At 58.8% G+C, this 20843-nt stretch carries 29 protein-coding genes, 1 tRNA gene and 1 pseudogene; 13 read left to right on the forward strand and 18 right to left on the reverse strand.

The features are described from left to right. Positions 1-183 precede the first annotated feature (183 nt). From K9B33_RS05915 to K9B33_RS05945, 7 genes are all read left to right on the forward strand, one after another. Positions 184-257, forward strand: a tRNA-Gln gene (locus tag K9B33_RS05915). Positions 258-425: 168 nt separating this feature from the next. Then, on the forward strand, positions 426-563 hold the full coding sequence (locus tag K9B33_RS05920) for a hypothetical protein (RefSeq protein ID WP_224547377.1): 138 nt from the start codon (positions 426-428) through the stop codon (positions 561-563). A gap of 36 nt (positions 564-599) precedes the next feature. Continuing rightward, positions 600-1052 (forward strand): helix-turn-helix domain-containing protein, encoded by a 453-nt coding sequence (locus K9B33_RS05925; protein ID WP_224547379.1) that lies wholly within the window; start codon positions 600-602, stop codon positions 1050-1052. A 161-nt stretch (positions 1053-1213) separates the two neighbouring features. Next, entirely contained in the window at positions 1214-1786 is a 573-nt protein-coding gene (locus tag K9B33_RS05930) for a helix-turn-helix domain-containing protein (protein ID WP_224547380.1), read from the forward strand. A gap of 60 nt (positions 1787-1846) precedes the next feature. After that, on the forward strand, positions 1847-2185 hold the full coding sequence (locus K9B33_RS05935; RefSeq protein ID WP_224547381.1) for a hypothetical protein: 339 nt from the start codon (positions 1847-1849) through the stop codon (positions 2183-2185). A gap of 24 nt (positions 2186-2209) precedes the next feature. After that, complete coding sequence (locus K9B33_RS05940) at positions 2210-2644, forward strand: hypothetical protein (protein WP_224547382.1); 435 nt, start codon at positions 2210-2212, stop codon at positions 2642-2644. Further along, positions 2566-3003, forward strand: a complete 438-nt coding sequence (locus K9B33_RS05945; RefSeq protein ID WP_224547383.1) for a JAB domain-containing protein — start codon at positions 2566-2568, stop codon at positions 3001-3003. Before K9B33_RS05940 ends, K9B33_RS05945 begins: the two co-directional genes overlap by 79 nt. Here the strand turns inward: K9B33_RS05945 and K9B33_RS05950 are convergent. The 4 genes from K9B33_RS05950 to K9B33_RS05965 all read right to left on the reverse strand — a co-directional run bounded on the left by K9B33_RS05950 (position 3000) and on the right by K9B33_RS05965 (position 6452). Then, positions 3000-3680 carry a helix-turn-helix transcriptional regulator gene (locus tag K9B33_RS05950; RefSeq protein WP_224547384.1) on the reverse strand — a complete coding sequence of 227 codons (681 nt, stop codon included), beginning with the start codon at positions 3678-3680 and terminating at the stop codon, positions 3000-3002. The genes K9B33_RS05945 and K9B33_RS05950 overlap by 4 nt on opposite strands. Before the next feature lie 407 nt (positions 3681-4087). Next, entirely contained in the window at positions 4088-4459 is a 372-nt protein-coding gene (locus K9B33_RS05955) for a hypothetical protein (RefSeq protein ID WP_224547385.1), read from the reverse strand. Positions 4460-4650: 191 nt separating this feature from the next. Further along, positions 4651-5235 (reverse strand): hypothetical protein, encoded by a 585-nt coding sequence (locus K9B33_RS05960; protein ID WP_224547386.1) that lies wholly within the window; start codon positions 5233-5235, stop codon positions 4651-4653. An 11-nt stretch (positions 5236-5246) separates the two neighbouring features. Then, positions 5247-6452, reverse strand: coding sequence for a M48 family metallopeptidase (locus K9B33_RS05965; protein WP_224547387.1), 1206 nt, complete (start codon positions 6450-6452; stop codon positions 5247-5249). Positions 6453-6711: 259 nt separating this feature from the next. Here K9B33_RS05965 and K9B33_RS05970 point away from each other — a divergent pair, with 259 nt between their 5' ends. The 3 genes from K9B33_RS05970 to K9B33_RS05980 all read left to right on the forward strand — a co-directional run bounded on the left by K9B33_RS05970 (position 6712) and on the right by K9B33_RS05980 (position 8328). Further along, positions 6712-7077 carry a hypothetical protein gene (locus K9B33_RS05970; protein ID WP_224547389.1) on the forward strand — a complete coding sequence of 122 codons (366 nt, stop codon included), beginning with the start codon at positions 6712-6714 and terminating at the stop codon, positions 7075-7077. A 120-nt stretch (positions 7078-7197) separates the two neighbouring features. Continuing rightward, positions 7198-7908, forward strand: a complete 711-nt coding sequence (locus tag K9B33_RS05975) for a GGDEF domain-containing protein (RefSeq protein WP_224547390.1) — start codon at positions 7198-7200, stop codon at positions 7906-7908. Between the two features lie 135 nt (positions 7909-8043). After that, positions 8044-8328 (forward strand): hypothetical protein, encoded by a 285-nt coding sequence (locus K9B33_RS05980; protein WP_224547391.1) that lies wholly within the window; start codon positions 8044-8046, stop codon positions 8326-8328. A 36-nt stretch (positions 8329-8364) separates the two neighbouring features. Here the strand turns inward: K9B33_RS05980 and K9B33_RS05985 are convergent, their stop codons facing one another. From K9B33_RS05985 to K9B33_RS06050, 14 genes and pseudogenes are all read right to left on the reverse strand, one after another. Then, a complete protein-coding gene (locus tag K9B33_RS05985; RefSeq protein WP_224547392.1) occupies positions 8365-8712 on the reverse strand; it encodes a hypothetical protein in 348 nt (115 codons plus the stop codon). Positions 8713-8716: 4 nt separating this feature from the next. Continuing rightward, complete coding sequence (locus K9B33_RS05990) at positions 8717-9604, reverse strand: iron-containing redox enzyme family protein (RefSeq protein WP_224547393.1); 888 nt, start codon at positions 9602-9604, stop codon at positions 8717-8719. A gap of 138 nt (positions 9605-9742) precedes the next feature. Then, positions 9743-10261: a dienelactone hydrolase family protein gene (locus K9B33_RS05995; protein WP_318011086.1), complete on the reverse strand. Its 519-nt coding sequence runs from the start codon at positions 10259-10261 to the stop codon at positions 9743-9745. Further along, positions 10230-10981, reverse strand: a protein-coding gene (locus K9B33_RS06000; protein WP_224547394.1) for an IS5 family transposase whose coding sequence is annotated in 2 segments (ribosomal slippage) — positions 10230-10660 and positions 10660-10981 — 753 coding nt in all. Because the reading frame shifts where the segments join, the coding sequence is not laid out codon by codon here. Before K9B33_RS06000 ends, K9B33_RS05995 begins: the two co-directional genes overlap by 32 nt. Positions 10982-11035: 54 nt before the next feature. Continuing rightward, positions 11036-11398: a dienelactone hydrolase family protein gene (locus tag K9B33_RS23225; protein ID WP_411973989.1), complete on the reverse strand. Its 363-nt coding sequence runs from the start codon at positions 11396-11398 to the stop codon at positions 11036-11038. Further along, positions 11340-11513 (reverse strand): hypothetical protein, encoded by a 174-nt coding sequence (locus K9B33_RS06010; protein WP_224547396.1) that lies wholly within the window; start codon positions 11511-11513, stop codon positions 11340-11342. Before K9B33_RS06010 ends, K9B33_RS23225 begins: the two co-directional genes overlap by 59 nt. A gap of 188 nt (positions 11514-11701) precedes the next feature. Then, positions 11702-11950, reverse strand: a complete 249-nt coding sequence (locus K9B33_RS06015; RefSeq protein ID WP_224547397.1) for a hypothetical protein — start codon at positions 11948-11950, stop codon at positions 11702-11704. A 213-nt stretch (positions 11951-12163) separates the two neighbouring features. Then, positions 12164-12835, reverse strand: coding sequence for a class I SAM-dependent methyltransferase (locus K9B33_RS06020; RefSeq protein WP_224547398.1), 672 nt, complete (start codon positions 12833-12835; stop codon positions 12164-12166). Between the two features lie 316 nt (positions 12836-13151). Next, a complete protein-coding gene (locus K9B33_RS06025; protein WP_224547399.1) occupies positions 13152-13529 on the reverse strand; it encodes a response regulator in 378 nt (125 codons plus the stop codon). Then, a complete protein-coding gene (locus K9B33_RS06030) occupies positions 13526-14599 on the reverse strand; it encodes a sensor histidine kinase (protein WP_224547401.1) in 1074 nt (357 codons plus the stop codon). The genes K9B33_RS06025 and K9B33_RS06030 overlap by 4 nt, the downstream gene beginning before the upstream one ends. Further along, entirely contained in the window at positions 14596-16035 is a 1440-nt protein-coding gene (locus tag K9B33_RS23140) for an ATPase domain-containing protein (protein ID WP_224547403.1), read from the reverse strand. Before K9B33_RS23140 ends, K9B33_RS06030 begins: the two co-directional genes overlap by 4 nt. A 259-nt stretch (positions 16036-16294) precedes the next feature. Continuing rightward, positions 16295-16441 (reverse strand): hypothetical protein, encoded by a 147-nt coding sequence (locus tag K9B33_RS06040; protein WP_224547405.1) that lies wholly within the window; start codon positions 16439-16441, stop codon positions 16295-16297. After that, positions 16438-16706, reverse strand: a pseudogene (locus K9B33_RS06045) (usg protein). The gene K9B33_RS06040 and the pseudogene K9B33_RS06045 overlap by 4 nt, the downstream one beginning before the upstream one ends. Beyond that, complete coding sequence (locus K9B33_RS06050) at positions 16703-16939, reverse strand: hypothetical protein (protein ID WP_224547406.1); 237 nt, start codon at positions 16937-16939, stop codon at positions 16703-16705. The pseudogene K9B33_RS06045 and the gene K9B33_RS06050 overlap by 4 nt, the downstream one beginning before the upstream one ends. Before the next feature lie 269 nt (positions 16940-17208). Between K9B33_RS06050 and groES the strand changes: the two genes are divergently transcribed. The 3 genes from groES to K9B33_RS06065 all read left to right on the forward strand — a co-directional run. After that, a complete protein-coding gene (gene groES, locus K9B33_RS06055) occupies positions 17209-17523 on the forward strand; it encodes a co-chaperone GroES (protein ID WP_224547431.1) in 315 nt (104 codons plus the stop codon). 53 nt (positions 17524-17576) lie between these two features. Further along, complete coding sequence (gene groL / locus K9B33_RS06060) at positions 17577-19196, forward strand: chaperonin GroEL (RefSeq protein ID WP_224547408.1); 1620 nt, start codon at positions 17577-17579, stop codon at positions 19194-19196. A gap of 712 nt (positions 19197-19908) precedes the next feature. Further along, positions 19909-20843 (forward strand): HNH endonuclease (locus K9B33_RS06065; RefSeq protein WP_224547410.1); only part of this gene is annotated, 935 nt, incomplete at its 3' end.

Below are 20843 nucleotides of genomic sequence, written 5' to 3' on the forward strand. Positions count from 1 at the left end.
CGCAAGGGAGAGAAGACCGTGCCCGCCGGACGCGTCATGCGCGCCGGCGGGCTTTCTTTTCGGGGGGTAAAACTCGGTCAGACCGAGTTTTTAATACTCGGTCCGGTCCTCAGAATTTTCTCTTGACCATCGCCAGAACCGCGCTTATTTGCGGCCTCCCAAGCGAGACACGCGCTTGGCTGATGCCCGATCCTCTAATGGTAAGAGAGCGGACTCTGACTCCGTCAATCAAGGTTCGAGTCCTTGTCGGGCATCCACATTCTTCTTCCGAACATACTGATTTCATTGAACAAAGTGCCAGATTGGCTCTGATAGTTCCCCAGTTTGTTCCCTCATTTCATTCTGAACAACGACGAACAGGCGCGCACGGATTCTTCATCTGTGGCGACCATCACATGGTCCGTGTTTGACCACGGAGATGCCTGATGACCTCGTTCCGGCCGATTCCTCCCCGCGCCGCTCTCGCCATGCTTGATGCGCCAATCATCGACGCCCAAATCATTTTATCGGACCTTGCTGCGGCGGGCCTTGTGAAAGGCTATGCACGTCTTCTGACGACCTAAGACGCCGAAGGCACATACGAGGCGAGAGACAGCCGGATGTCGCGTGAGACTTGGGAGAGGATCATCGCCCATAATAAGATCGATGATGTCTTTTCGACCGGCTCCGTCCGCATAACGGATGGTGATCAGGACGACGGCCCGCGACTAACTGCAATTGGCATTCGGTTCGACGCAAAGTCCATCGCGTCTGCTGCAACTAAGCATGGGCTGATGACAGCAAAGGCTATCGACCCTCCTACCCCCTTAGAATCTGCGCCTGATCAATCCACGGCCTCCCCGCCATCGGTCACGAGCAGAGGCATAAAGCGCCATGTACGCATCATTCCACAAGGCGCGTTGCAACTTACCATTGACGAAGTGATGGCCGTTTTGGCGGTAGGGCGGACCACGTTATACAAGCTGATAAATGACGGCACTTTAGAGATGAAGAAAACTGGCGGGCGGTCGCATGTGACGATGCTTAGCGTGCGCACCTACATGGAAAGGTAGCAGCATGGATTGCCGCCAGGCGTCCGTGCGCCAGCAGGGGTAGCTGTCATCGAAAAGGGCATCGCCGTCATCGTTCGCCTGCCGAATTAACTTGGTTGCGCACGTGTTAACCCTGCCCTACTCCATATCACACCCGTTCAATCAGGGTAGGATGGGGCTAGATGACGAACGCACAGGTAGGCGCGGGGGTGTCGTCGGATGCAGTCGCCATGTCGCGATTGACGGATAGGCAGCGCGACTGCTTGCGGCTTTTGGGTCAAGGTTACCGGATTAAGGAAATTGCGATCCGGCTTGGAAACTCGCCGGAAACGGTCAAGCAGCATCTCGCGGCCGCCCGGAAGATCCTACAGGTATCGACCAGCGTCGAGGCAGCACGAAGTTTCATCGCATTCGAGCAGACCACGACAGGCAATATCTCCCTAGGTGACTGCATCGTTCTTGAGGATTGCGAGCAGACAGAAATAGAGGCCCCTCCCCCGAAATGGGTTAACCCCTCGTCTGCTCTTGCCGAGGCGGCGGGTTCACCCTCAAGCATTGTTCCAAGCAGGGGGTGGCGCCGATGGCTTGGTCCATTTGGTTGGCTGATCCCTGCTTATCGGGGAGCGACCAATGATCTCTCAGCGGTCCAAAGGGTTATAGTTCTGGTCATTCTGCCTCTGGCCATCATGTTGGTGTCAGTCGGCGCACTGAGCAGCTACGAAACACTTTTGCGTCTCCTCATCCGCTTAACCTAGTCGGCCTGCCATCAGGCCGATCGCCACTGGGCTGCGACAGCAGTCCCAAGGAGATGAATCATGTCTTCAGTCGTCACCCTGCGCCAACGCCAGTCAGCCCTTCATAGCGAAGCCCCGAAGGTTGCGAACAAGCTCCGGGCAACCGAAATCGCTATCGACACCAGCATCAGCCATCTAGCAGGTTTGACGGCAATGCTGGTCGATGCCCGCGTGGACGCGCAATTGTCGGCCATCTATGGTCAGGATGCTCTGTCCAGTCTGGGTGAGGCGCTGAACACGATGATCAAGGGACGGGCTTCGGTTGTTGACGCACATAGCCGTCTTGCCGGCACCGGCAAGCAACTGCGCCTGGATGTTTCGGCGTTCGGAGGGCTTGAGCAGAAGCCGGCCATGCCGTGATGCTGTAACCCGGAGCACGACTGCTTGACCCTTCTCCTCTGGTATCTGAACTGGTTGTATGTGCCGGTGATCCTCATCCTTTCGGCTCTCTGGGGCGGGAAGGATGAGAGGATCGGGGTGTGCCTGTTCCTGCTGGCTTTGGTGGGAACCCATTTTGCCACTTCGGCCTTACCAATCAGATACCGGAGCGTTGAGCTGGATGTGCTCCTTATCGATGGGCTTCTGGCGGCGGCGCTGATCGCGCTATCGCTCAAGAGTGACAGGTTCTGGCCGCTATGGGCAACGTCATTTCATCTGCTCACCATATACACGCACATGGCCATGCTGATGGCGGTGTCGATAGTCGCATTCCCTTATGCTTTTCTGGCCGGGTGGTGGGCATGGCCGACACTGCTGTCGATGGTGATCGGTGCTTACGGCTATCACCGGAGGAAGCGGCAGCAGAAGCTCGCCGCCTGAAACAGCAATGGATCACCGACAAGATTTCGCGCTTTCGGGGCTTAAAGCGCGAACGCCTCCAATTTTTCTTTTATGATGGCGATCTTTCGAAGCCGGTCGGCGACATCTATTTCGAAGGCCAGATTGACCAGGTCGAGTACGATTTACCTCTCGTGCTTCGATCAGCCTTATTACGCTGCGGCTCGATGATCGTGATGGGCCATAACCATCCTTCTGGCCAAGCCCAGCCCTCGCGACAGGACAGAGATGAGACAAGGCGCGTGATAGCCGCTTGCAATCTGCTCGGCCTTATCATGCATGACCATTTCATCGTGGCAGATAGTGATTATTTCAGCATGCGAGATGCTGGGCAGCTCTAGCATAGCCGCCGCCCCGTCCATACTACACGCCCAACCACCTGCACCAAGTCAGGTCCAAGGTCCTGCCACCCTGGATAGAGAGAATTGTCGCTTAACACGCTGAAACGCCCCTTTCGCGGCCCCATGGCAATACGCTTCACCATCAGCACTCCGTCGAGCCGCAGCACATAGACGCCGTCGCGCAGGCGTCCGGCATTATCGTCATGATCGACCATGATGTCGTCGCCGTCGTTCAGCGTCGGTACCATCGATTCGCCGTCAACCCGGATGATGGAAACGCTTTGCGGTCGCACCCCAAGATAGCGCAGCCAGCGCGCGTCGAACGCCATCACGCCCTCCGCCTTCTCATTCTCGTCCAGCGACCCCTGCCCCGCCGACGCACCCAGCGCCAGCCGCGGCACCGCGATAGCCGTCGGTATACCAAGTGCGGCTGCAGGTGTGAGGGCAGGTTCCCTTGCCCCGCCCAACATTTGTTCCGGCACGCCAAAATAGCGGGCTAGGACCTGCCGGTCCGCCTCATCCAATTTCCGTGGTGTCCCGCGCTTTATGAACTGCTGGATATAGGCGGGATTGCGACCAAGAAGACGAGAGAGATCAGCATAGTTTTCGCCATTCCTGGCGATCAGTCGATCCAGCACTAGGCGAGGATCGATTTCGGCATAATCGTCTTCAAGCATGTTGGCGTCCAACCGGCGGGTCACGAGACAAAAAGCACCAACTCAAGTGCCCCGTCCACTACAAACACGTAACTACTCCGAAATGGATAATCCTCCGGTTCTGCCTGATCGACACGTCGGTTTCCGTCGCCCATGATCGAACGATCGAATCGGGGGAATAAGATGGACAGGCGGACGTTCTTTCTTTCATTGCTGGCTGTGGCCGCTGTAGGCGCAGGGGATGAGGCCGATGCCAAAGGAAGACGCAGAACGAGCAACCGGCGTAGGGTCCGCGGATACTCTGGCGGTGGCGGATCCAGAGGAACCACGAATAGCGGAAGCTGCCCGTGTAACGGTGGGGACGTGTGCGTGGGCCCGCGTGGCGGCCGCTACTGCATTACCTCGGGCGGCAACAAGCGATACGGAGTCTAAGCTAAAGGATAAGGCCGAGGTGTCGAGCCGCGGCCACGGCCTTCGCCTGCCTGAAGCTGGCTGGCCAAGTATTTGATCCCGTCCGCTCGTCTGACCTCGATGAACTGTCGCGCCTGTCCGCCCCGCGCCGCTTCAAGGTAGTGCTCGGCCCCGGACCAGTTCCTGCTGCTGCCAACCACGCGCTCAAGCGCAGGAACCAGGTTGGCGGAATCATAATCCCCCTCTGAAATGTCCGATGGCCAGTAGATCCCCATTTTAAGTGGATCAGCAGCGAAGATGGCTTCTGCCATGGCGTGCGCCTCGTCAGCGCTAATCTGATTTTCGGCCGCCTGCGCGGGGTTGGGCATTTCGCCAACCTTGACAGCCATGGCCGGCTCTCTGCCGCCGCCTACACCCGCCGCAATCGCATTCGGCGTGATCTGCTCCAACTGAGTGGACCAATTTATTTGTCGGCGAATTAAGCCCTTCGCTTTATGAGGATGATTGCTCCACCATAGCCTCACTGATGGCAATCGATCCTATTGCCGCCGGTTACATACGGTGTGAGCACGATGGCAGGCTACAATGCAGCGCTATCGGTCAGGACATTGAAGTCATCCAGCACTGCATCGAAATAGTGCAGCCGAGGCGCATCGAACGTTGCCATGAATAGCTGCCCTTTGATCAGAGCGGCGCGAGCCTCCCCTTTGCGTGGCAGATCGTCTGCGTCGACATATTCATAGGTGAAGCGGATGCCGTCGCTGCCAAGAAAGCGATCTGGCTTCGACGATGTGACCGAAAACGACCCGATCCCCTTTTCCGTGCGATATGTGCCTTCAAGCAGTTCGGGGATTTCGACCAGAAGCGTCTCGCTGGCAAACTTTGGTAGCGGCTTGTGCTTCTTGCTGGTTTCACGGATCAGCGGTTCGCCTGGCGAGATACCTCCGTAAAAGGTGACATCGTTCAACTGCTCGCCATCAAGCGTCCAAGTCTCGGCTTTTTTGCCAGGGCGGATCGACAGGCTGTTCCAATCACGAACAGGCGTGACCTTCATGGCAGATTTCGCGACCTCGACAGCGATGTTCTTCTCACGATAACCGTTGGCCAATGCCACGGATAATGTCAGCCCTGCGGCCACACCAACGGCTGCCGATCGCATCCACATGCTTCTATTCATTATTGCCCCCCAGCGGCTGGCGCCAACATGCTGATCATAGCAGCATCCGATGCATTTGGTTTAAGTTCCAGATAACGACGCAGGGCAACTTGCCCTTCTGTGCGGCGCCCCGTCTTGATCATCGACAAGCCCAGACCACGTTGAGCTTCCGGCAAAGATGAATCCAGTTCGACGGCTTTTCCATAAAACTCTGCTGCCAACACCAAATCACGTGGATTGCTGCGGGCTCGGTAAAGATCACCGCGCGCCACCAGCAACGGTGCAGTCCAGCCGTTCACCGCGAGCGCAGAGATAATATGATCGCTGGCACCGAAGTCGTTGAGCTTGATTTGATCGTCAAGAAAACCGGGCAACCACGGTGCCAAAGCGGCGGTGTAGCGGGACGCCCCATCCTCCCGGTTCACCCCTGCCGGGTCAGCCAACGCAGCCAAAGTGGCCGCCCGCTCCCCCTCCGGAGGATGGGACGCAAAGAAAGCGACTTTGTTGAAGTTAGGCTTTTTGACGCCCTTGGCCAAAGCCGACGCTTCTTGCTCTTCGATCAGATTTTGCCAGACCGCCGAAGCAGATTGCGGACGAAGTTTGCTGCCATTGAGGTATTTCAATCCCAATGAATCGGCCTCGCGCTCCTGGTCGCGACCGAACCGATAAAGCCGCCCATATACTGACAGCTCCATATCGTTGAAGTTGGAATAGGATTGGTAGCTGTTGCCTAGCGCAGCGAAGACCTGAGCCCAACTCAACAGGTCGGTTGCCGATCGCTGCGCCTTCCAAATATTCAACGTGTGGCGCTGCTCAAAATGTCCGAATTCGTGGCCTAAAATCGTAGCCAACTCCGCCTCATTGCGCATCCGCAACAACAAGCCGCTATATACTCGCATGGTGCCGTTGGGCGTCATCGATGCGTTAAAGACTGGCACCCGCATAATATATATCCGGGTTGCCTTGCATCTATCGTCTCCGACAGCGGTGCAGAGGACCTGCCTGACATAGGAATTCAGGGCCTCATCCCGGATCACGATTGGTGAGTTAGCGAGGACCAGTTCGTCCTCGTCTGCCTCGCGCCACTTCCCGATTTCGTCGACACCCACAGGCTGGTAGGCACCAGCATATGGCGGCGGCAACGATGCATCATTGCTAGCTGCATTCGCAGCGGAAGTGAGGATAGCGATTGCGGCTGACAAGAAGCCGGCAAAGCCTTTCTTCACGGCTGGGCCAATGCGATCTTGGGCGATGTGCTACCAGGAAACTCCTCCAGCAACTGGCCCACTCGTTTTTCCGCGCCATCAACCTCGCGAACGTCCTCTTTCCAAAGCGTGGCAAGCCGGCGGCTGGATCTGACACGGTACAGGTTTGCCTTCTAAGCCGTCACGATGGTCAGTTCGATCTGTCCCTTCACGAGCCGGAGACAATAGCGAATCGTTAACCCTATTATAGCATTACGCGATCATGGAGAGACGTGCATCCGTGACCGACCGGCGGTCGGCGCCAGCTATCTTTGGCAGGCGAGCAGACCTGCTGTTGCCGGAGGCGGTCTATCGCGATCTGGTAGCAACGCTCTTCTCGATGAGCGCACCGATCCTGGGGTTTGGCATCCTTTACGCTTTGGTGGGAACTCTGGTCTTCCTGAGCTGTCAGGACGACAAAATTCTAGCAATGGCATGCTGTGCAAGTGCGGTCACGGTAATTCGCCTCATGATCATCCGTGGCTATCATCAGGCAGGCGGGATAGCACAGGACTTGGGGGCGCTCAGAAGATGGGAGAGGCGATATGCTTGGCTGACCTATAGCTGCGCAGCATTGATTGCAGCCCTTAATGTATCGGTGCTTTAAGCACATCAGCCCCTCATCCACCTTGCAACCGTCAGTCTCATCTTCACCTTCGGAGCTGGCATAGTGTCTCGCAACGCTGGCAGACCAAGGTTATGCCTGCTCAGCCAGACGATCTGCGTATTGCCGGTTTCGCTGGCGATGCTGATACACGCGATGCTTCTTGTGGGACCGAGCGCTTTGCATGCGCACTTTTTTGCTCTGGAAGCGATTTTACTGTTCGTAGTTGCGTTGATGAGTATCGAGTCCGTCCGACATCTTTACCGATCGGCTGTCGAGCATCTTACCACCAAACATGATTTGGGAAAGCTGGCACGATATGACCCACTTACAGGTCTTGCGAACAGACTTCTGGTACGTGAATCTTTTTTGACCCGAGCGACATCTTGTCGCTTCGATCAGCAAATTGCCCTCCATTATCTCGATCTGGACGGGTTCAAGGCCATCAATGATCAGTTCGGACATCCAGTCGGCGATGTAATGCTGGCGCAAGTCGCACAGCGCCTTGTTGCTACGGTGCGAGGCGACGATGTGGTCGGCAGGCTCGGCGGGGACGAATTCGTCGTGCTTCAGCCGAGCGTCCAACATCAAGACCAGGCGGAGCTTCTCGCCCGGCGCATCATTCGTCAGCTCTCCGACCCCTATCAGATCAATGGCACGGACATGCGCATCTCCGTCAGTATCGGCATCGCGCTCGCTCCGGTGCATGGTTTCGATTTGGACAGGCTGATGCAATGTGCTGACGGTGCCCTTTATCGATCCAAGGCCAAGGGAAAGGCGCAGGTGCATTTCTGCGAGATCATCGACGCCGAAGGCGGTCGCGCCGTCGCCTGACAGAGGTGAAGAGACGGTCTGCGACCTGCGTATAAATGGAGCGGAACCCCTGCCCATCGGTACTTGGTGGACCGCAGGTCCAACCCTCCTGCTTTTCCTGTATCAAGGGCATGTTGTCGATCGTTCGGGTGAAATGTGATCTCTACCGAAATATTAAGTGCGGTAGGAAAAGTCGGCGTGAGTCGAAGCTACGGCTCAAGTGATAAGGTTGGTGCACTTATGTCGTTTGTAGATCCTATCGTGAGCGCCGCGTGCGCTGGCGCTATGACGGATATGGAACTCATCGACATATTGCACGAGATTACTGCCAATCAGCACCTGTCAGACTTTCAACAAGCCGTGCTCGATGAAGCGCAAATGCGGAGAATTCTGTCAGATACTGAATTACTCGGCATCTCTCGAGAGGCACCGCTGCCATAATATCGCCTGCGCAATGAGCTCTCATTGCCTCCTGCTTCAGTGCAACATCGCCTGAAGTGTCGATATCAGGCTTCGTCCCAGCGCGGGTTTAAGGACCAGAGGGGCGTCGGGATGCCGCTTGACAACCGGATGACCAAATGCACCCGAGCAAAACAGGTAGGGAATATCATATAGGTCCAGATCATCGGCCAGCAGGTCAACGTCCCCACGCCTGAGACGAATGTCCAGAACGGCTGCCGCTGGCATCGAGTTGGCAAGCGCCTCCATACCATCGGACAAAGTGGCATAAGGGCCATCGACGACATAGTCAGCTCTCTCCAGCATGTCGGAGATCAAAGCGGCAACGTCCGGGTCGTCTTCAACTAGCAATATGGGGCGTACCATCGTCTCACTCCAACCCCAAATACGCGCGATATCTCTCAAAACATCGGGCTCCACAATGAAGCCGGATAAGCGCGCCTTCTGCCATTGCTGTCGCACGGCGCGGGTCTTCTTCGACGAGCGGTCGGATCGCCTCATCGTTCCAGTCCCAGCTATGCTTGATGTCAAGAACGGCGTGGAGATCGAAATAACGCCGCTCGGATCCACTCAAGCCGATCCGTCGCAAGCCTTTCGCCGTATGCGCCGAGCGATCGGGCGCGGTCAGCTCAATGACGCCAAGAGCGCCGACGCTATGCCAGGCATAGCTTCGCGATGTGGCCATGGCCGTCATGGCGTTGGCAAGCGCGAGGCTTTCCCAAACCGTGTGTTCAATCTGCGTGTCTAGGTCAAGAATGTCGACGAGTTGATTGAGCATAGGACCGTGCATCCCCTTTGGATTTCCGCGTCCCATCTCGTCCCAATAATTGCGGGCCAGCTCAAGCTTTGCCCGAGCCGGCAGCTTAACCTGAGTCAGCGCTACAAGATCATCGAACCCTGCCTCACCCGCAGCTTCCTGTGACAGGAACCAGCGTAGTTCGTCTCTGTCGGCTTGGTCCGCCAGCCAAGGGAAAAGGCGATCATGTTGCCCAGGTCCGGTCGCTTTTAAATCCTCGAACCAGTCGACAAATGCATCAGGCGTGGTAGGCGCTTTGGCAGCCTCATCAATGACATGCGCGCGCAATTCCTTGATGAATGCATGCTCAAGCCGGAGCATATTGCGATCACGAGTGAATTGTTCGGCCGTTGCCTGCGCTGGGAAAGTCGGCGCTAGCCTTTGCCTGTTCCACCGACTAAGTTCTTCCTGAAATCCTTGGCATAAAAATTGCGAACCGCCATGTTCGAGTTGAGTGGCCATGAATTTACCTTCCAAATCGCTTGACATAAAAAGACCGAAAGGGTCCGTCTCGTTCCCTCAAAACGCCCTAATCAAGATTAACTGGACGAAATGTCGCGAGTAAGAAGCAGGCGCTTCGCATGCTACGCCCATAGGTCGTCATTTACGAATAGGGGCTTCGAGCCGTGCAAAGGTCGCATGCAAGAAGTCCATCGCAGCCTGCCAGGAAGCGGCGTGCGATATTGGATCATAGGCCATGCGCGGGTCGCCCAGCATATCAACGTCCTTGTTGGTGAAACTGTGGAGCGCGTTGCCATAAATGCTGACCTGCCAATCTACATTGGCCCGCGACATCTCTTCCTGAAATCCAGTGACGTCGACGGCTGGCACCAGAGGGTCCCGGGCTCCTGTGTAGACCGCCACACGCGACTTCACGTCGCCCTGTCTAGCGGGCAGAGCAGTCGAAAGTAGTCCATGGAAGCTCGCGACCGCTGCGATAGGAGCACCTGAGCGCGCCAGTTCCAGTACGGCAAAGCCACCAAAGCAAAAGCCGATCGCGGCACTATCGCGCGCATCGACACCAGCCACGCATTGTAATGCCCTATGGGCCGCTGCCGCGCGGTTGCGGACTAAGGCGTGTGGACATTTAGCGAATTGCGATCTTGAGAGCAGCGAGATTGATCATGGCTCTATAGCTCTGATCGGTTTTCTCGTAGCGAGTGGCGATGCGCCGGAATGTTTTGAGGTTGCAGAAGAAGTTCTCGACGAGGTGTCTCCAACGGTAGGCGTGGAAGTCGCAGTCGATCTTTTGCTTCCGGTTTGATTTGGGTGGGATCACTGCCACCGCGCCTCTTTCGTTCAGTTCGGTTCGCAGCCAGTCGGCGTCGAAAGCTTTGTCTCCGAGGAACATGTCGAATTCGACGTCCTGGATCAGCGGCTTCACCCCGACGAGATCGTGGCTCTGGCCTGGCAAGAGAACGAAGCGAACCAGGTTTCCCAGTGCATCTACCAGCACGACGATCTTGGTGGTCAATCCGCCGCGCGATCGGCCGATCGCCTGACGATGAGTCCCCCCCTTGCGCCGGTGCCCTGCTGATGGACCCGGACGATCGTGCCATCGATCATGGCGTATTCAAAGTCAGGATCGCCCGACAATCGCTCGAACAGAAGCTCAAAGACACCTTTTACAGCCCACCTGCGAAAGCGACGGAAATTGGAATTCCAGTTGCCGAAGCTTTCCGGCAAGTCTCGCCATGGCGCTCCTGTTCCAGCGATCCATAAAACCGCCTCGAGAAACGTCCGATTGTCGACAGCTGAACGCCCTCTATCTCCGACTTTACCGGGAAGCACAGGGCGAACCCGTTCCCACTGCTCGTCGCTCAATCCGTGTCGATCCAAGATGGCGTTCCTTTCGCCAGTCTTGAATCCTATTCAGGCTGAAAAGGGAATCCCCTAAATGTCCACAGGCCTTAGATCAGGCTCACGCCGGAACTGTGCCAGTGCGCTGGCCATAGCTTCCCCGTGCAAGGGCTTACCGCCGCCATGCATGTCCGCAGCCAATGCAAAATAGCCAAGTTTTGCAAGCCGGCGACAATGACGTCTGACATTCCCGCCAATTCCGTCGGCTTCATGGATGACCAGAACAGCCCGGCCATTAGCCTCCTGCGTTGGCGGGAATGTCTCCCCACGCAGAAGGACCGCTCCGTCCTTATAAACCAGATGCCCGCCGCGGCTGTCAGCCATAATTGACCACCTTCTAAACGCTATTGTCCAGACCGTGTGCAGCAATGAAGATGTTGCTTCTATCGATGCCATGCTGTTGCACCAACAATTCGGGCGCGCTTTTCGCTTCGGCGCGGGTAGCAAAAAGCTTCTCTATGGTCTGGCTCACTTCTTCCTCCAAAGTCGGTCGTAGGCGCAGGTCTGCCATCCGAGATGGCTAATGTCCCTGCCAACGCTAAGCTCGTCTGTGGCGCTGACATACCTGCACAGCATTCGTCCGGCTCGGTTGAGAGGGGCTTGCATGATTATGTTGCGCCGACCTGTGTCATCCGGTGCTTGAGTTCGTTGACCTGCAGAATACCGCAGCTTCGACCGCCGCTAGCTTGTCTATTCCCATTATGGACTTTTCCCCTCGGTCTGGTCGCGGCCAGCACTGCTATTTCGCTCCTCGTTACGCCGGGTCATTGCCTCAGAATTATAATCCGACGAAATGGCGCCACCGCTCACCGGATCGTGCGCAGGCTCGCGGTCGAGCGTATCACTGGGCCGCCGCGCCGCCCCTCCGGGCTGATTTTCTGTCGAGATATTCGGATCGCGGGTCTGTTCGGTCGGCACGGTGCGTTTGCGGCGAGACTTGTCTTCCATGGCCTTCTCCTGTCTGATGCGCTTTTGACGCGCCGATCCTCCGGTATCACCGTGCCCATGGACGGCCGTTTCTCACGTCTTTCTGGCGTTGGCCACCGCGTGAGCGTGGATGGGTATCAACCTCGTTCGGGCGGACGTCACCCATCTGACCTCGGCGCGGATGATCATCCATCGACAGATCAGAGGGCTTGGCGGGGTCGCGCGTCCTTTCGCTCATCGCTTCTCTCCATTATTTGAAACCTCAGGGTTAGCGGTCTCAACCCAGTAAAGATGGCACGGGGGGATATTACGCCATTCATAGGCAGAGCGGACGCCGCCAATATGCTTTTTCAATAGAGGTTCGATGGTGCGGCGCATCTGGTACGCGCAGAAAATCCCTTCAGGCCCGAGAATGGTTCGACTGGCGGCCGCGGTTCGCTCAGCGTCCATTGGGTCTAGGGTCGAAAAAGGGAGGCCCGATAGAATGCAATCCGCAAGCGGCAGGCCGCGATCCTTTATCACGGTTGCGATCTTGACGGCCGGCGCGCAAACGGCCTGCAGTCGTTGATCCTGTATGGACGCTCGCAGGTGATCGATAAAGGCAGGGCTGGTGTCGAGCGCCAGCAAGGTAGCGTCAGCAGGCAGGAGAGCCAACGCCGCCCGTGTGAAGACGCCGGTACCCGGCCCAAATTCAACAAGCAGCTTCATTTTCTGCCAATCAAGAGGCGCCAGCATGTGCCGCACAAGCCACCGACTGGCGGGAAAAGCCGATCCCACCATCATTGGATGTTGGAAAAATGTCTTTATCGACAGACCAAGTGATCGGCCCTGCTGACCCATGTTCTCCGCGTTCGGCTGGGAAGCCCAAGCGCCCAAGGTACAACCAGTCTCAAGCATCTCTCTCATCGGGCCCTCCCTTTTTCATGGAATTCGCGATGTAAGCGACAACAAGCATGGTCGCCGCCTGTTCCCACGGCGTGACTTGAAAGACGTGCGGACCAAACCTGGGTGTGTCAGTTTTCGATGCGGCCGTGACCGTATCCGTTAGTAGCCAAAATAATATGATGCCTCCGGCCGGGCTACGCCCGACCTCCACCGCACCCAGCGCAGGAGCCCCACCCACAACCTTCCGCTCTACCTCGAAAAGGGGTCGCTCTCCAACGCCGATACGAGGTCCCGTTTGCACGCCGTTTGACAAGCCGGCGGCTAGGGTTGACCGTCGTCACGCCCTGAGCAGCGCGAGCTTTTCCGCAAAGCCGGCGGTGGCGACCGGCTTATTGATGACGCCCCGAACTATATCGGAATAGCGCGCGGCAACGTCGTCCTGCCCGGTCACAAACAGCGACGGAATGCCGAGCGCCTTCAACCAGGCGGCAACGTCCGGACCGGTACGGCCGTCGGCCAAATCGATATCGACAAGCACACCATCGATCGCGGCGACCTCAGCATCCATCTTCAGTTGGGAAAAGCTGTCTGCGGAGCCGACAAAGACGTGGCCGGCATCCTCGATCAGCTGTTCGAGATGGAAGACGATCAGCGGATTGTCCTCAACGCAATAGAGGCGGAGCGGCGGTGCGGCTGGGTTGCGGGTGAGCGTCATCCACCGGAAACGTCCTCCTCGGCCTCCGGGTTTCCCGCTAAGCGCGAAAACGGTCCTTGGGCTGTGCATCGTAAGCCGCCCGCCGCGAAATCGATATCGGGTTTACCGCCGAACAGGCCGGTCAAGGCCGAACGCAGATAGCGGGTGCCATAGCCGACGCGCGACGGCGCTACGACCCGAGGGCCACCTTCCTCCTGCCACTCCATCGAAAGATCCGGACGCAGATCGGCGAGGATCTGCCACCGGAAGGTCACCCGGCCTTCGGGGCGGGAAAGCGCACCATATTTGATCGCATTGGTCGTGAGTTCGTGCAGGCACAATGCCAGTGTCGTTCCGGCTGCGCCGGTCAGAATGACATCAGGCCCGTGCGCTTCGATCCGGCTGACCCCCTGCTGGCGATACGGGTCGAAGGTCAGGGCGGCGATATCGGCGATGGAGATCGATTCGCCCTCGGACTGGAAAACCGCCGAATGCACATTGGAGAGGGCCTGCAGTCGCCCGCCGAAGTCCGCGGCCAATGCATCGACGTCTTCCGCCCCGCGACGGGTCATTTCGAAGATCGAGGACACGCTGGCGAGGATGTTCTTGACGCGATGATTGAGCTCGCGGCGAAGTTCGACCTCGCGATCGATGTGGTCGCGCACGTCGCGCTGACGCAACCGCGCCAGCAGTGCCGACTGGATTCCGCTGACCAGTTCGACCGGCGTCAGCGGGCGCTGGTAGAAGAGCTGGCGTGATCTCGGCCAAGCCGCATCGAGCGCGGTCCTAATGCGGGCGTTTGGCGAGGCGCGATCGAGCAGAACGACGATGGGCATTTCAGACCATGGCTGTTGGGCATGAAGATGCTCTCCGATCATGGCGATCAGCCCCGGCGTCAGGGCTTCGTGGGTGGCGACGAGCACCCCGGGTCCGGTCGCGAGATGCGTCGCCAGATCGGCCGCCGTACAAGGCGCGACGGAGATCTCGTGCTCGGTGAGCAGCCTGACCAGATACTCGGCATCCCGCCGATAGGGCGCGAGGATAAGGACCTGATCGAGCGCGCCCGGTTCGTCTTCGTGGCTTTCGCTCATGCCGCCGGTAGAGGATTGAACGGGACGACCGTGATGCCGGAACTCTGGATCAGGAGCTCATGAACGTTGAGATCGTGGGGACCGTGGCGCTTTTTGACGACGGTGATGTTGCGGCGCAGGCGGCCCTCATCCTCCATGATGCGCAGCAGTAGCACCGTGTCGCCGAGGAAGCTTACATCGACGTCGATCCCGACATTCTGGCCTAGCAGCCCGTGCTGGGCGACGATCAGCATCGTCAGCACGCCCGATCGCGCGAGATATTTGAGGAGCGACTGGATGTCGCGCACCGCCTTTTCGCGGTGCGGGAGCGAATTGAGATAACCGGTGAAGCTGTCGATGACGACGACGCGCGTCTTGAATTCGGTGACGATCGACTGGACGATCTGGGCGAATTCGCCAGGCGAGATCTCGTTTGGCGCGAAATCGCGGATCACCAGCTGGCCGTCCTTGTGGAACTGCCGCAGCTCCATGCCGAGCCCTTCGGAACGCCTGAAGAAGGTTTCCAGCCGCTCCTCGAACAGGAACAGCGCGACATGTTCGCCGCGCTCGAGTGCCGCGGTTGCGTAGAGTGAGGCCATCGTCGATTTGCCGGTTCCTGCCTGACCGATGACGAGCGTCGTGGTACCTGATTCCTGCCCGCCGCCGAACATGTCGTCGAGCGTATCGACACCCGACTTGATCAACTGGGTTTTGCGCGTGTCGGCGGCCTCCCCGGGAACGATGCGCGGAAACACCACTACGCCTTCACCCTCGCGGATCGCCATGTCGTGATAGCCATCCGCGATCGGCACGCCGCGCATCTTGCTGACCTCGATGCGCCGGCGCACCGAACCATAATCCTCCAGCGACTTGGCGAAGCGGATGACGCCATGGGCGATGCCTTCGACCTCTTCGCCGCTGGTCGCCGCCTCGCTCGTCTGGGTATCGAGCAGCAGCGCGACTACGTTGCGCTGAGCGAGGAAGGTCTTGAATCCAAGCAGTTCGCGACGAAAGCGCGGCGTATCGCCGGTAATGAGCCGGATCTCCAGCAGGGAGTCATAGACGAGCCGCTGGGGCTTATGCTCCTCGATCGCTTGTTCGATCGCCTGACGAGTTTCGTCGAGCCGTAGTTCGGCGGTCTGGAAGATCGTCTGGTCCGCCGCGCCATTCACCGCGTCAGAAGCCGACAATTCTTCGATACGGATGCCGTCGAGCGTCCAGCCGTGAGACTGGGCGATCGCCGTCAGTTCCGCAGCAGTCTGGGACAGGCTCACATAGATGCAACGCTCGCCCGCTTCGACGCCGGCACGCAGGAACTGGAGCGCGGCAGTCGTCTTGCCGGCGCCCGGCGCGCCTTGCATGATGTAGAGATTGGACGCTGGGAGCCCTCCGCGAAGGATCTGATCAAGACCCGCAATGCCTGTCGAAACCTTCGCCTGGGTTTTACGCTTCCTCACACCTGTCTCCTTGCCGCGATCATGTCGCGAAGATCGAGCGGTGTTGCTGCTGAGCTTGGCACGGGCGATCGACGCACTGGCGACACTAGCCGCCCGGGCACCACATGTGAATGTAAATACCCTTACCTAGAACGATTGTGCTGAGCATCCTCCCCAAAAAAGGCCTTCCCACCACCTGATGAAGCTGCTCGCCGCAAAGGCCCGCGATCCTTTATCGGTGCGATCGAGAGCGACATTATCCCGGCTGAGGGCCTGCCGATCAAAAGAACGGCGCCAGCCCGCTGACGGGGATGGCGGCCACCGACAGCAGCGCGAGCGCGAATTCCATGATGTCATCGAAGACGAGGGCGAGGCGGACCGTCCGTCTGCCTCGCCGGCGCCAGCGCTCGCCGGGACCGCCTGTCATGGGAGCGGGATGATGCCATCGACCGCGCGCCATCCGGCAGGTCCGATCAGCCGGCCATGGGCGATCCGGACCGAATGGCGTGCGGCCTCGATCTCGCACCGCCAATGGTCGAGGAAATCGAACAGGACGGGGAAGTCGGGCGCAAGATCACATTCCTGCCATTTGAACAGCTGGAGAAGCGACGGTGCATCGGGCGGTAATAACGAATTTCGGCTGTGGTAAGACCGTAGCCCTCCAGCTGCGCGATGAAGCCGCGATCGCTCATTGCAGCTGTCGGCCGTCAGTTCGCGGTTCATCAAGCGATTGCACGGTGGCGAACACCTCGTCGATCGGAACGGCGCGCCTGGCGCCGGGCGGCTCTAGCATCGCCGGCTGGTCCTTTACCGCGGAGCGGTCGGACGCCCAGGAGGCGAGGATTGCGCGTTTGACTTCCGGCTCCAGGCTCGGGTGGTGTGCAACGTCAAAGGGGTGCAAGAAACGGGAAAATGGCTGCGACATGGCCGTGGCTCCTTTCCTTGTGTCGCTCCTTTCAGGCGTGGGGTGCCGCACGCCGCACTAAATTTTGGTGCGGATCCGAGTCGCGTCAAGAGGGATGATGTCCACCTTATTGCTCAAAATGGGCTGGATTGGCACTCCGCAAAGGCGAGTGCCAAAAATCTTCCCTCGACCTCTTGAACCCGAAAATCTCTTCTCCTAGTTCACGCAAACCTGTCGTTCAGATGAATGGCAGGGTTGTCACATCATGTTTTGCATCTGGAGGTTTTGCCATGCACTTCCGTCCCTTGCACGACCGTGTGGTCGTCCGCCGCATCGAAGCCGAGGAGAAGACCTCGGGCGGCATCATCATCCCCGACACCGCCAGGGAAAAGCCGCAGGAAGGCGAAGTCGTCGCCATCGGACCCGGCGCCCGCGACGACAGCGGCCAGTTGGTCGAGTTGTCCGTAAAGGCTGGCGACCGCATCCTGTTCGGCAAATGGTCGGGCACCGAAGTCAAAATTAACGGCGAGGATCTGCTTATCATGAAGGAAAGCGACATCCTTGGCGTGATCGACGACGTCGTGCCTCAGAAGCAGGCGGCCTGAGCCGCCTGCTATCTCTCTAACCATCAGGAAGGAATTGAGAAAGGAGCAGGCAGATGGCTGCCAAGGAAGTGAAGTTTGCGTCGGACGCGCGTGACCGCATGATGCGCGGTGTAGATACGCTGGCCAACGCCGTGAAGGTGACGCTCGGGCCCAAGGGTCGCAATGTCGTCATTGAAAAGTCGTTCGGAGCGCCCCGGATCACCAAGGACGGCGTCACCGTCGCCAAGGAGATCGAGCTTGCCGACAAGTTCGAGAATATGGGCGCGCAGATGCTGCGCGAAGTGGCCAACAAGCAGAACGACAAGGCCGGCGACGGCACCACCACTGCGACCGTGCTCGCTCAGGCGATTGTACGCGAGGGCTCGAAGGCCGTCGCCGCCGGCATGAACCCGATGGACGTCAAGCGCGGCATCGATCTCGCGGTCAACGCGGTCGTCAAGGATCTCCAGAGCCACGCCAAGAAGGTCGGCGCCAACAGCGAGATCGCGCAGGTTGCCACCATTTCCGCAAATGGCGACGAGGAAGTCGGTCGCATCCTCGCCGAGGCGATGGAGAAGGTTGGCAACGAGGGCGTGATCACGGTCGAGGAGGCCAAGAGCCTCGAGACCGAACTCGAGACGGTCGAGGGCATGCAGTTCGACCGCGGCTATCTCTCGCCCTACTTCATCACCAATGCCGAGAAGCTCAAGGTCGAGCTCGACGATCCTTATATCCTCATCCACGAGAAGAAGCTCTCAAACCTGCAGGGGCTTGTGCCCCTGCTCGAGAAGGTCGTGCAGTCGGGGCGGCCGCTGCTGATCATCGCCGAGGATGTCGAGGGCGAGGCGCTCGCGACGCTCGTCGTCAACAAGCTGCGCGGCGGGCTCAAGATTGCTGCGGTCAAGGCGCCAGGCTTCGGCGATCGCCGTAAGGCGATGCTAGAGGATATCGCGATCCTGACCGGCGGCAATGTCGTCTCCGAGGATCTCGGCATCAAGCTCGAGACCGTCACTATCGATATGCTCGGCCGCGCCAAGAAGGTGACGATCGACAAGGACAACACCACCATCATCGACGGGGTGGGCCAGAAGGACGATATCGACGGCCGCGTGGCGCAGCTACGCCAGCAGATCGAGACCACCACGTCCGACTATGATCGAGAGAAGCTGCAGGAGCGCGTGGCCAAGCTTGCTGGCGGTGTCGCGGTGATCCGCGTCGGCGGCGCAACCGAGGTCGAGGTCAAGGAGAAGAAGGATCGCGTCGACGACGCGCTCCATGCGACGCGGGCTGCGGTAGAAGAAGGCATCCTGCCGGGCGGCGGCATCGCGCTGCTCCGTGCGATCAAGGCGCTCGATGGGCTTAATGCCGTCAATGACGACCAGCAGTCCGGCATCGATATCATCCGCCGGGCACTGCGTGCACCGGCGCGGCAGATCGCGGAGAATGCCGGCGAGGACGGCGCCTATATCGTCGGCAAGCTGCTGGAGAGCTCCGACTATAACTGGGGCTTTAATGCGGCCACCGCTGAGTATCAGGACCTCGTCCAGGCGGGCGTCATCGATCCGGCAAAGGTGGTGCGCACGGCGCTGCAGGACGCGGCATCCGTTGCATCGCTCCTAATCACCACCGAGGCGCTTGTCGCCGAGGTGCCGAAGGAGGAGAAGGCCGCGCCGATGCCGGCGATGGATTATTGATTGGTGGGAGGCCCGGTACGCCGGGCCTCCGGTCTCTTCGGCATGACCTGATCTCGATGTTTCGATGGTGCAGTTGCCGAGCGCTTCACCCAGGTCGGATTGGCGGTTCAGGCGGCCTACTTCCACTTCCAGGCCGACTGACTGAGCCTTGTAATTAAGTTCCGCACTGCAGAGGCCGTACTTAATTCCAAAACCTCAACGGGCACCAAAGCCCGTGGCCCAAGAAATCGTCTCCTAGCGAGCGACTTCACCACCCTAGCGGCATGCCTAGCAGCTGTTGCTTAGCGACTTTCTCGTTTCACCATCCTTTTCGGGACGCTTGCGAATGGCAGCTCTCGGTTGAATCAGCCATTCGGCGAAGTCTCTGCGGATGGCGGCTTCGTCCCACGACTCCGCGTTTGCCTGCGGTAGCAGTCGACCCATGCCGGACGCTTCGCATCGAATTTTCGATCCCCGCATGCAGACGGTCAGCTTTCCCTGCTAGCTAAACACCGATGACCGAAAGCCGATCGTCGTTTTTTGGCCAACCAGGCGGATTTAGCGGGCGTTCGTTTGCGGACAACCGTGATCGGCTCGATTTGCCGTTCGCCATCGTGAGGATTCACCGGACGCGCGATGCTTGAGCAGGATTCCGCGTGCGTCAACAGTAAATCATGCGGCCGCGCGCCGGCGTGATGTAAGCAACATCTCACTTCAGGAATAGCTAAGTTTCATGATCAAGACCTGCCTAATCACCGGTGACCCGATCACTCCGGCAACCGACTCTCGCGCCCACGTCATCCCCAGCGCTCTCGGCGGTCGCCTCAAGCCTAGGGGGCTGCTCTGCCTCCTCGCCAACAGCGATCTCAACGATGCTGTCGACCTGCCACTGATTCGAGCCTTCGAGCCGATCATGAGTCAGCTCGACGGCTCACGCGACCGCGGCGCCAATCCCCCTATCAGCATGACCGATGCCGAAGGCCGCGTCTATAAAGTGGCGTTCGGCAAGCCGATCATGCCGGCGCGCCCCGAATTCGCGATGGAGGATAAGCCCGACGGTGCAGTCGACGTACACGTCTCGGCACGATCCACCGCAGAACTGCGCACATTGCTGGGCCGAGTCCGGAAGCGCTTCCCAGCTTTTGATATCGAGGCTGCGGTACTGCAGGCGGCGGTCGTCAGCACCCGACCCGGCAGGCTGCGTGGCCAGCTTCAGATCGGCCCAGCCGTCACGTTCCCGGCGGCATTCGTCGCGGCGAGCATTTTCGCCGCCCACCGCAGCTTTGAGCCGCATCCGCAGCTTCGCAGCTACACCTGCGCACTGAAGCCGTTGCCTGACCCGGTCCCGCTGCCCCCAAACACCTTCCTCTGGCACCAGCCACGCTGGTTCGAGGTTGACGCGCAAGTATCACATGTGCTGGCGTTGATCGGTGATCCCGTTACCGGTCGCATGTTAGCATTTGTCGAATATTTTAACATCGCCAGCGTTGCGGTCGTGCTGCCGTTCAGCGGCTCCACGGCGGTGCGCGAAACCTATGCCGTCGACGTCCTCACAGGTAACGAGGCCAAGGTCACGATCGACGAAAAGGCCTTGGCTGCGCTACCTTGGTCCGCTTCCCATGATCTCGCAGCTCCGGCGTTCCGAACAAACATGGTGGAGCGGATCAA

It is taken from the genome of Sphingobium sp. 3R8 (assembly GCF_020166615.1).
GTDB lineage: Bacteria > Pseudomonadota > Alphaproteobacteria > Sphingomonadales > Sphingomonadaceae > Sphingobium > Sphingobium bisphenolicum.

Bases quoted from the DNA above. Each gene is read 5' to 3' on its own strand.
- K9B33_RS06025 (WP_224547399.1), bottom strand. From the start codon at position 13,529: ATGACGCTCACCCGCAACCCAGCCGCACCGCCGCTCCGCCTCTATTGC.
- K9B33_RS06010 (WP_224547396.1), bottom strand. From the start codon at position 11,513: ATGGCAGACCTGCGCCTACGACCGACTTTGGAGGAAGAAGTGAGCCAG.
- K9B33_RS05960 (WP_224547386.1), bottom strand. From the start codon at position 5,235: ATGTGGATGCGATCGGCAGCCGTTGGTGTGGCCGCAGGGCTGACATTA.
- groL (WP_224547408.1), top strand. From the start codon at position 17,577: ATGGCTGCCAAGGAAGTGAAGTTTGCGTCGGACGCGCGTGACCGCATG.
- K9B33_RS06020 (WP_224547398.1), bottom strand. From the start codon at position 12,835: ATGAGAGAGATGCTTGAGACTGGTTGTACCTTGGGCGCTTGGGCTTCC.
- K9B33_RS06030 (WP_224547401.1), bottom strand. From the start codon at position 14,599: ATGAGCGAAAGCCACGAAGACGAACCGGGCGCGCTCGATCAGGTCCTT.
- K9B33_RS05925 (WP_224547379.1), top strand. From the start codon at position 600: ATGTCGCGTGAGACTTGGGAGAGGATCATCGCCCATAATAAGATCGAT.
- K9B33_RS05920 (WP_224547377.1), top strand. From the start codon at position 426: ATGACCTCGTTCCGGCCGATTCCTCCCCGCGCCGCTCTCGCCATGCTT.
- groES (WP_224547431.1), top strand. From the start codon at position 17,209: ATGCACTTCCGTCCCTTGCACGACCGTGTGGTCGTCCGCCGCATCGAA.
- K9B33_RS23225 (WP_411973989.1), bottom strand. From the start codon at position 11,398: ATGGCATCGATAGAAGCAACATCTTCATTGCTGCACACGGTCTGGACA.
- K9B33_RS05955 (WP_224547385.1), bottom strand. From the start codon at position 4,459: ATGGCTGTCAAGGTTGGCGAAATGCCCAACCCCGCGCAGGCGGCCGAA.
- K9B33_RS06050 (WP_224547406.1), bottom strand. From the start codon at position 16,939: ATGTCGCAGCCATTTTCCCGTTTCTTGCACCCCTTTGACGTTGCACAC.
- K9B33_RS05990 (WP_224547393.1), bottom strand. From the start codon at position 9,604: ATGGCCACTCAACTCGAACATGGCGGTTCGCAATTTTTATGCCAAGGA.
- K9B33_RS05930 (WP_224547380.1), top strand. From the start codon at position 1,214: ATGACGAACGCACAGGTAGGCGCGGGGGTGTCGTCGGATGCAGTCGCC.
- K9B33_RS05935 (WP_224547381.1), top strand. From the start codon at position 1,847: ATGTCTTCAGTCGTCACCCTGCGCCAACGCCAGTCAGCCCTTCATAGC.
- K9B33_RS05945 (WP_224547383.1), top strand. From the start codon at position 2,566: ATGGCCGACACTGCTGTCGATGGTGATCGGTGCTTACGGCTATCACCG.
- K9B33_RS05950 (WP_224547384.1), bottom strand. From the start codon at position 3,680: ATGCTTGAAGACGATTATGCCGAAATCGATCCTCGCCTAGTGCTGGAT.
- K9B33_RS06015 (WP_224547397.1), bottom strand. From the start codon at position 11,950: ATGGAAGACAAGTCTCGCCGCAAACGCACCGTGCCGACCGAACAGACC.
- K9B33_RS05985 (WP_224547392.1), bottom strand. From the start codon at position 8,712: ATGGTACGCCCCATATTGCTAGTTGAAGACGACCCGGACGTTGCCGCT.
- K9B33_RS06040 (WP_224547405.1), bottom strand. From the start codon at position 16,441: ATGACAGGCGGTCCCGGCGAGCGCTGGCGCCGGCGAGGCAGACGGACG.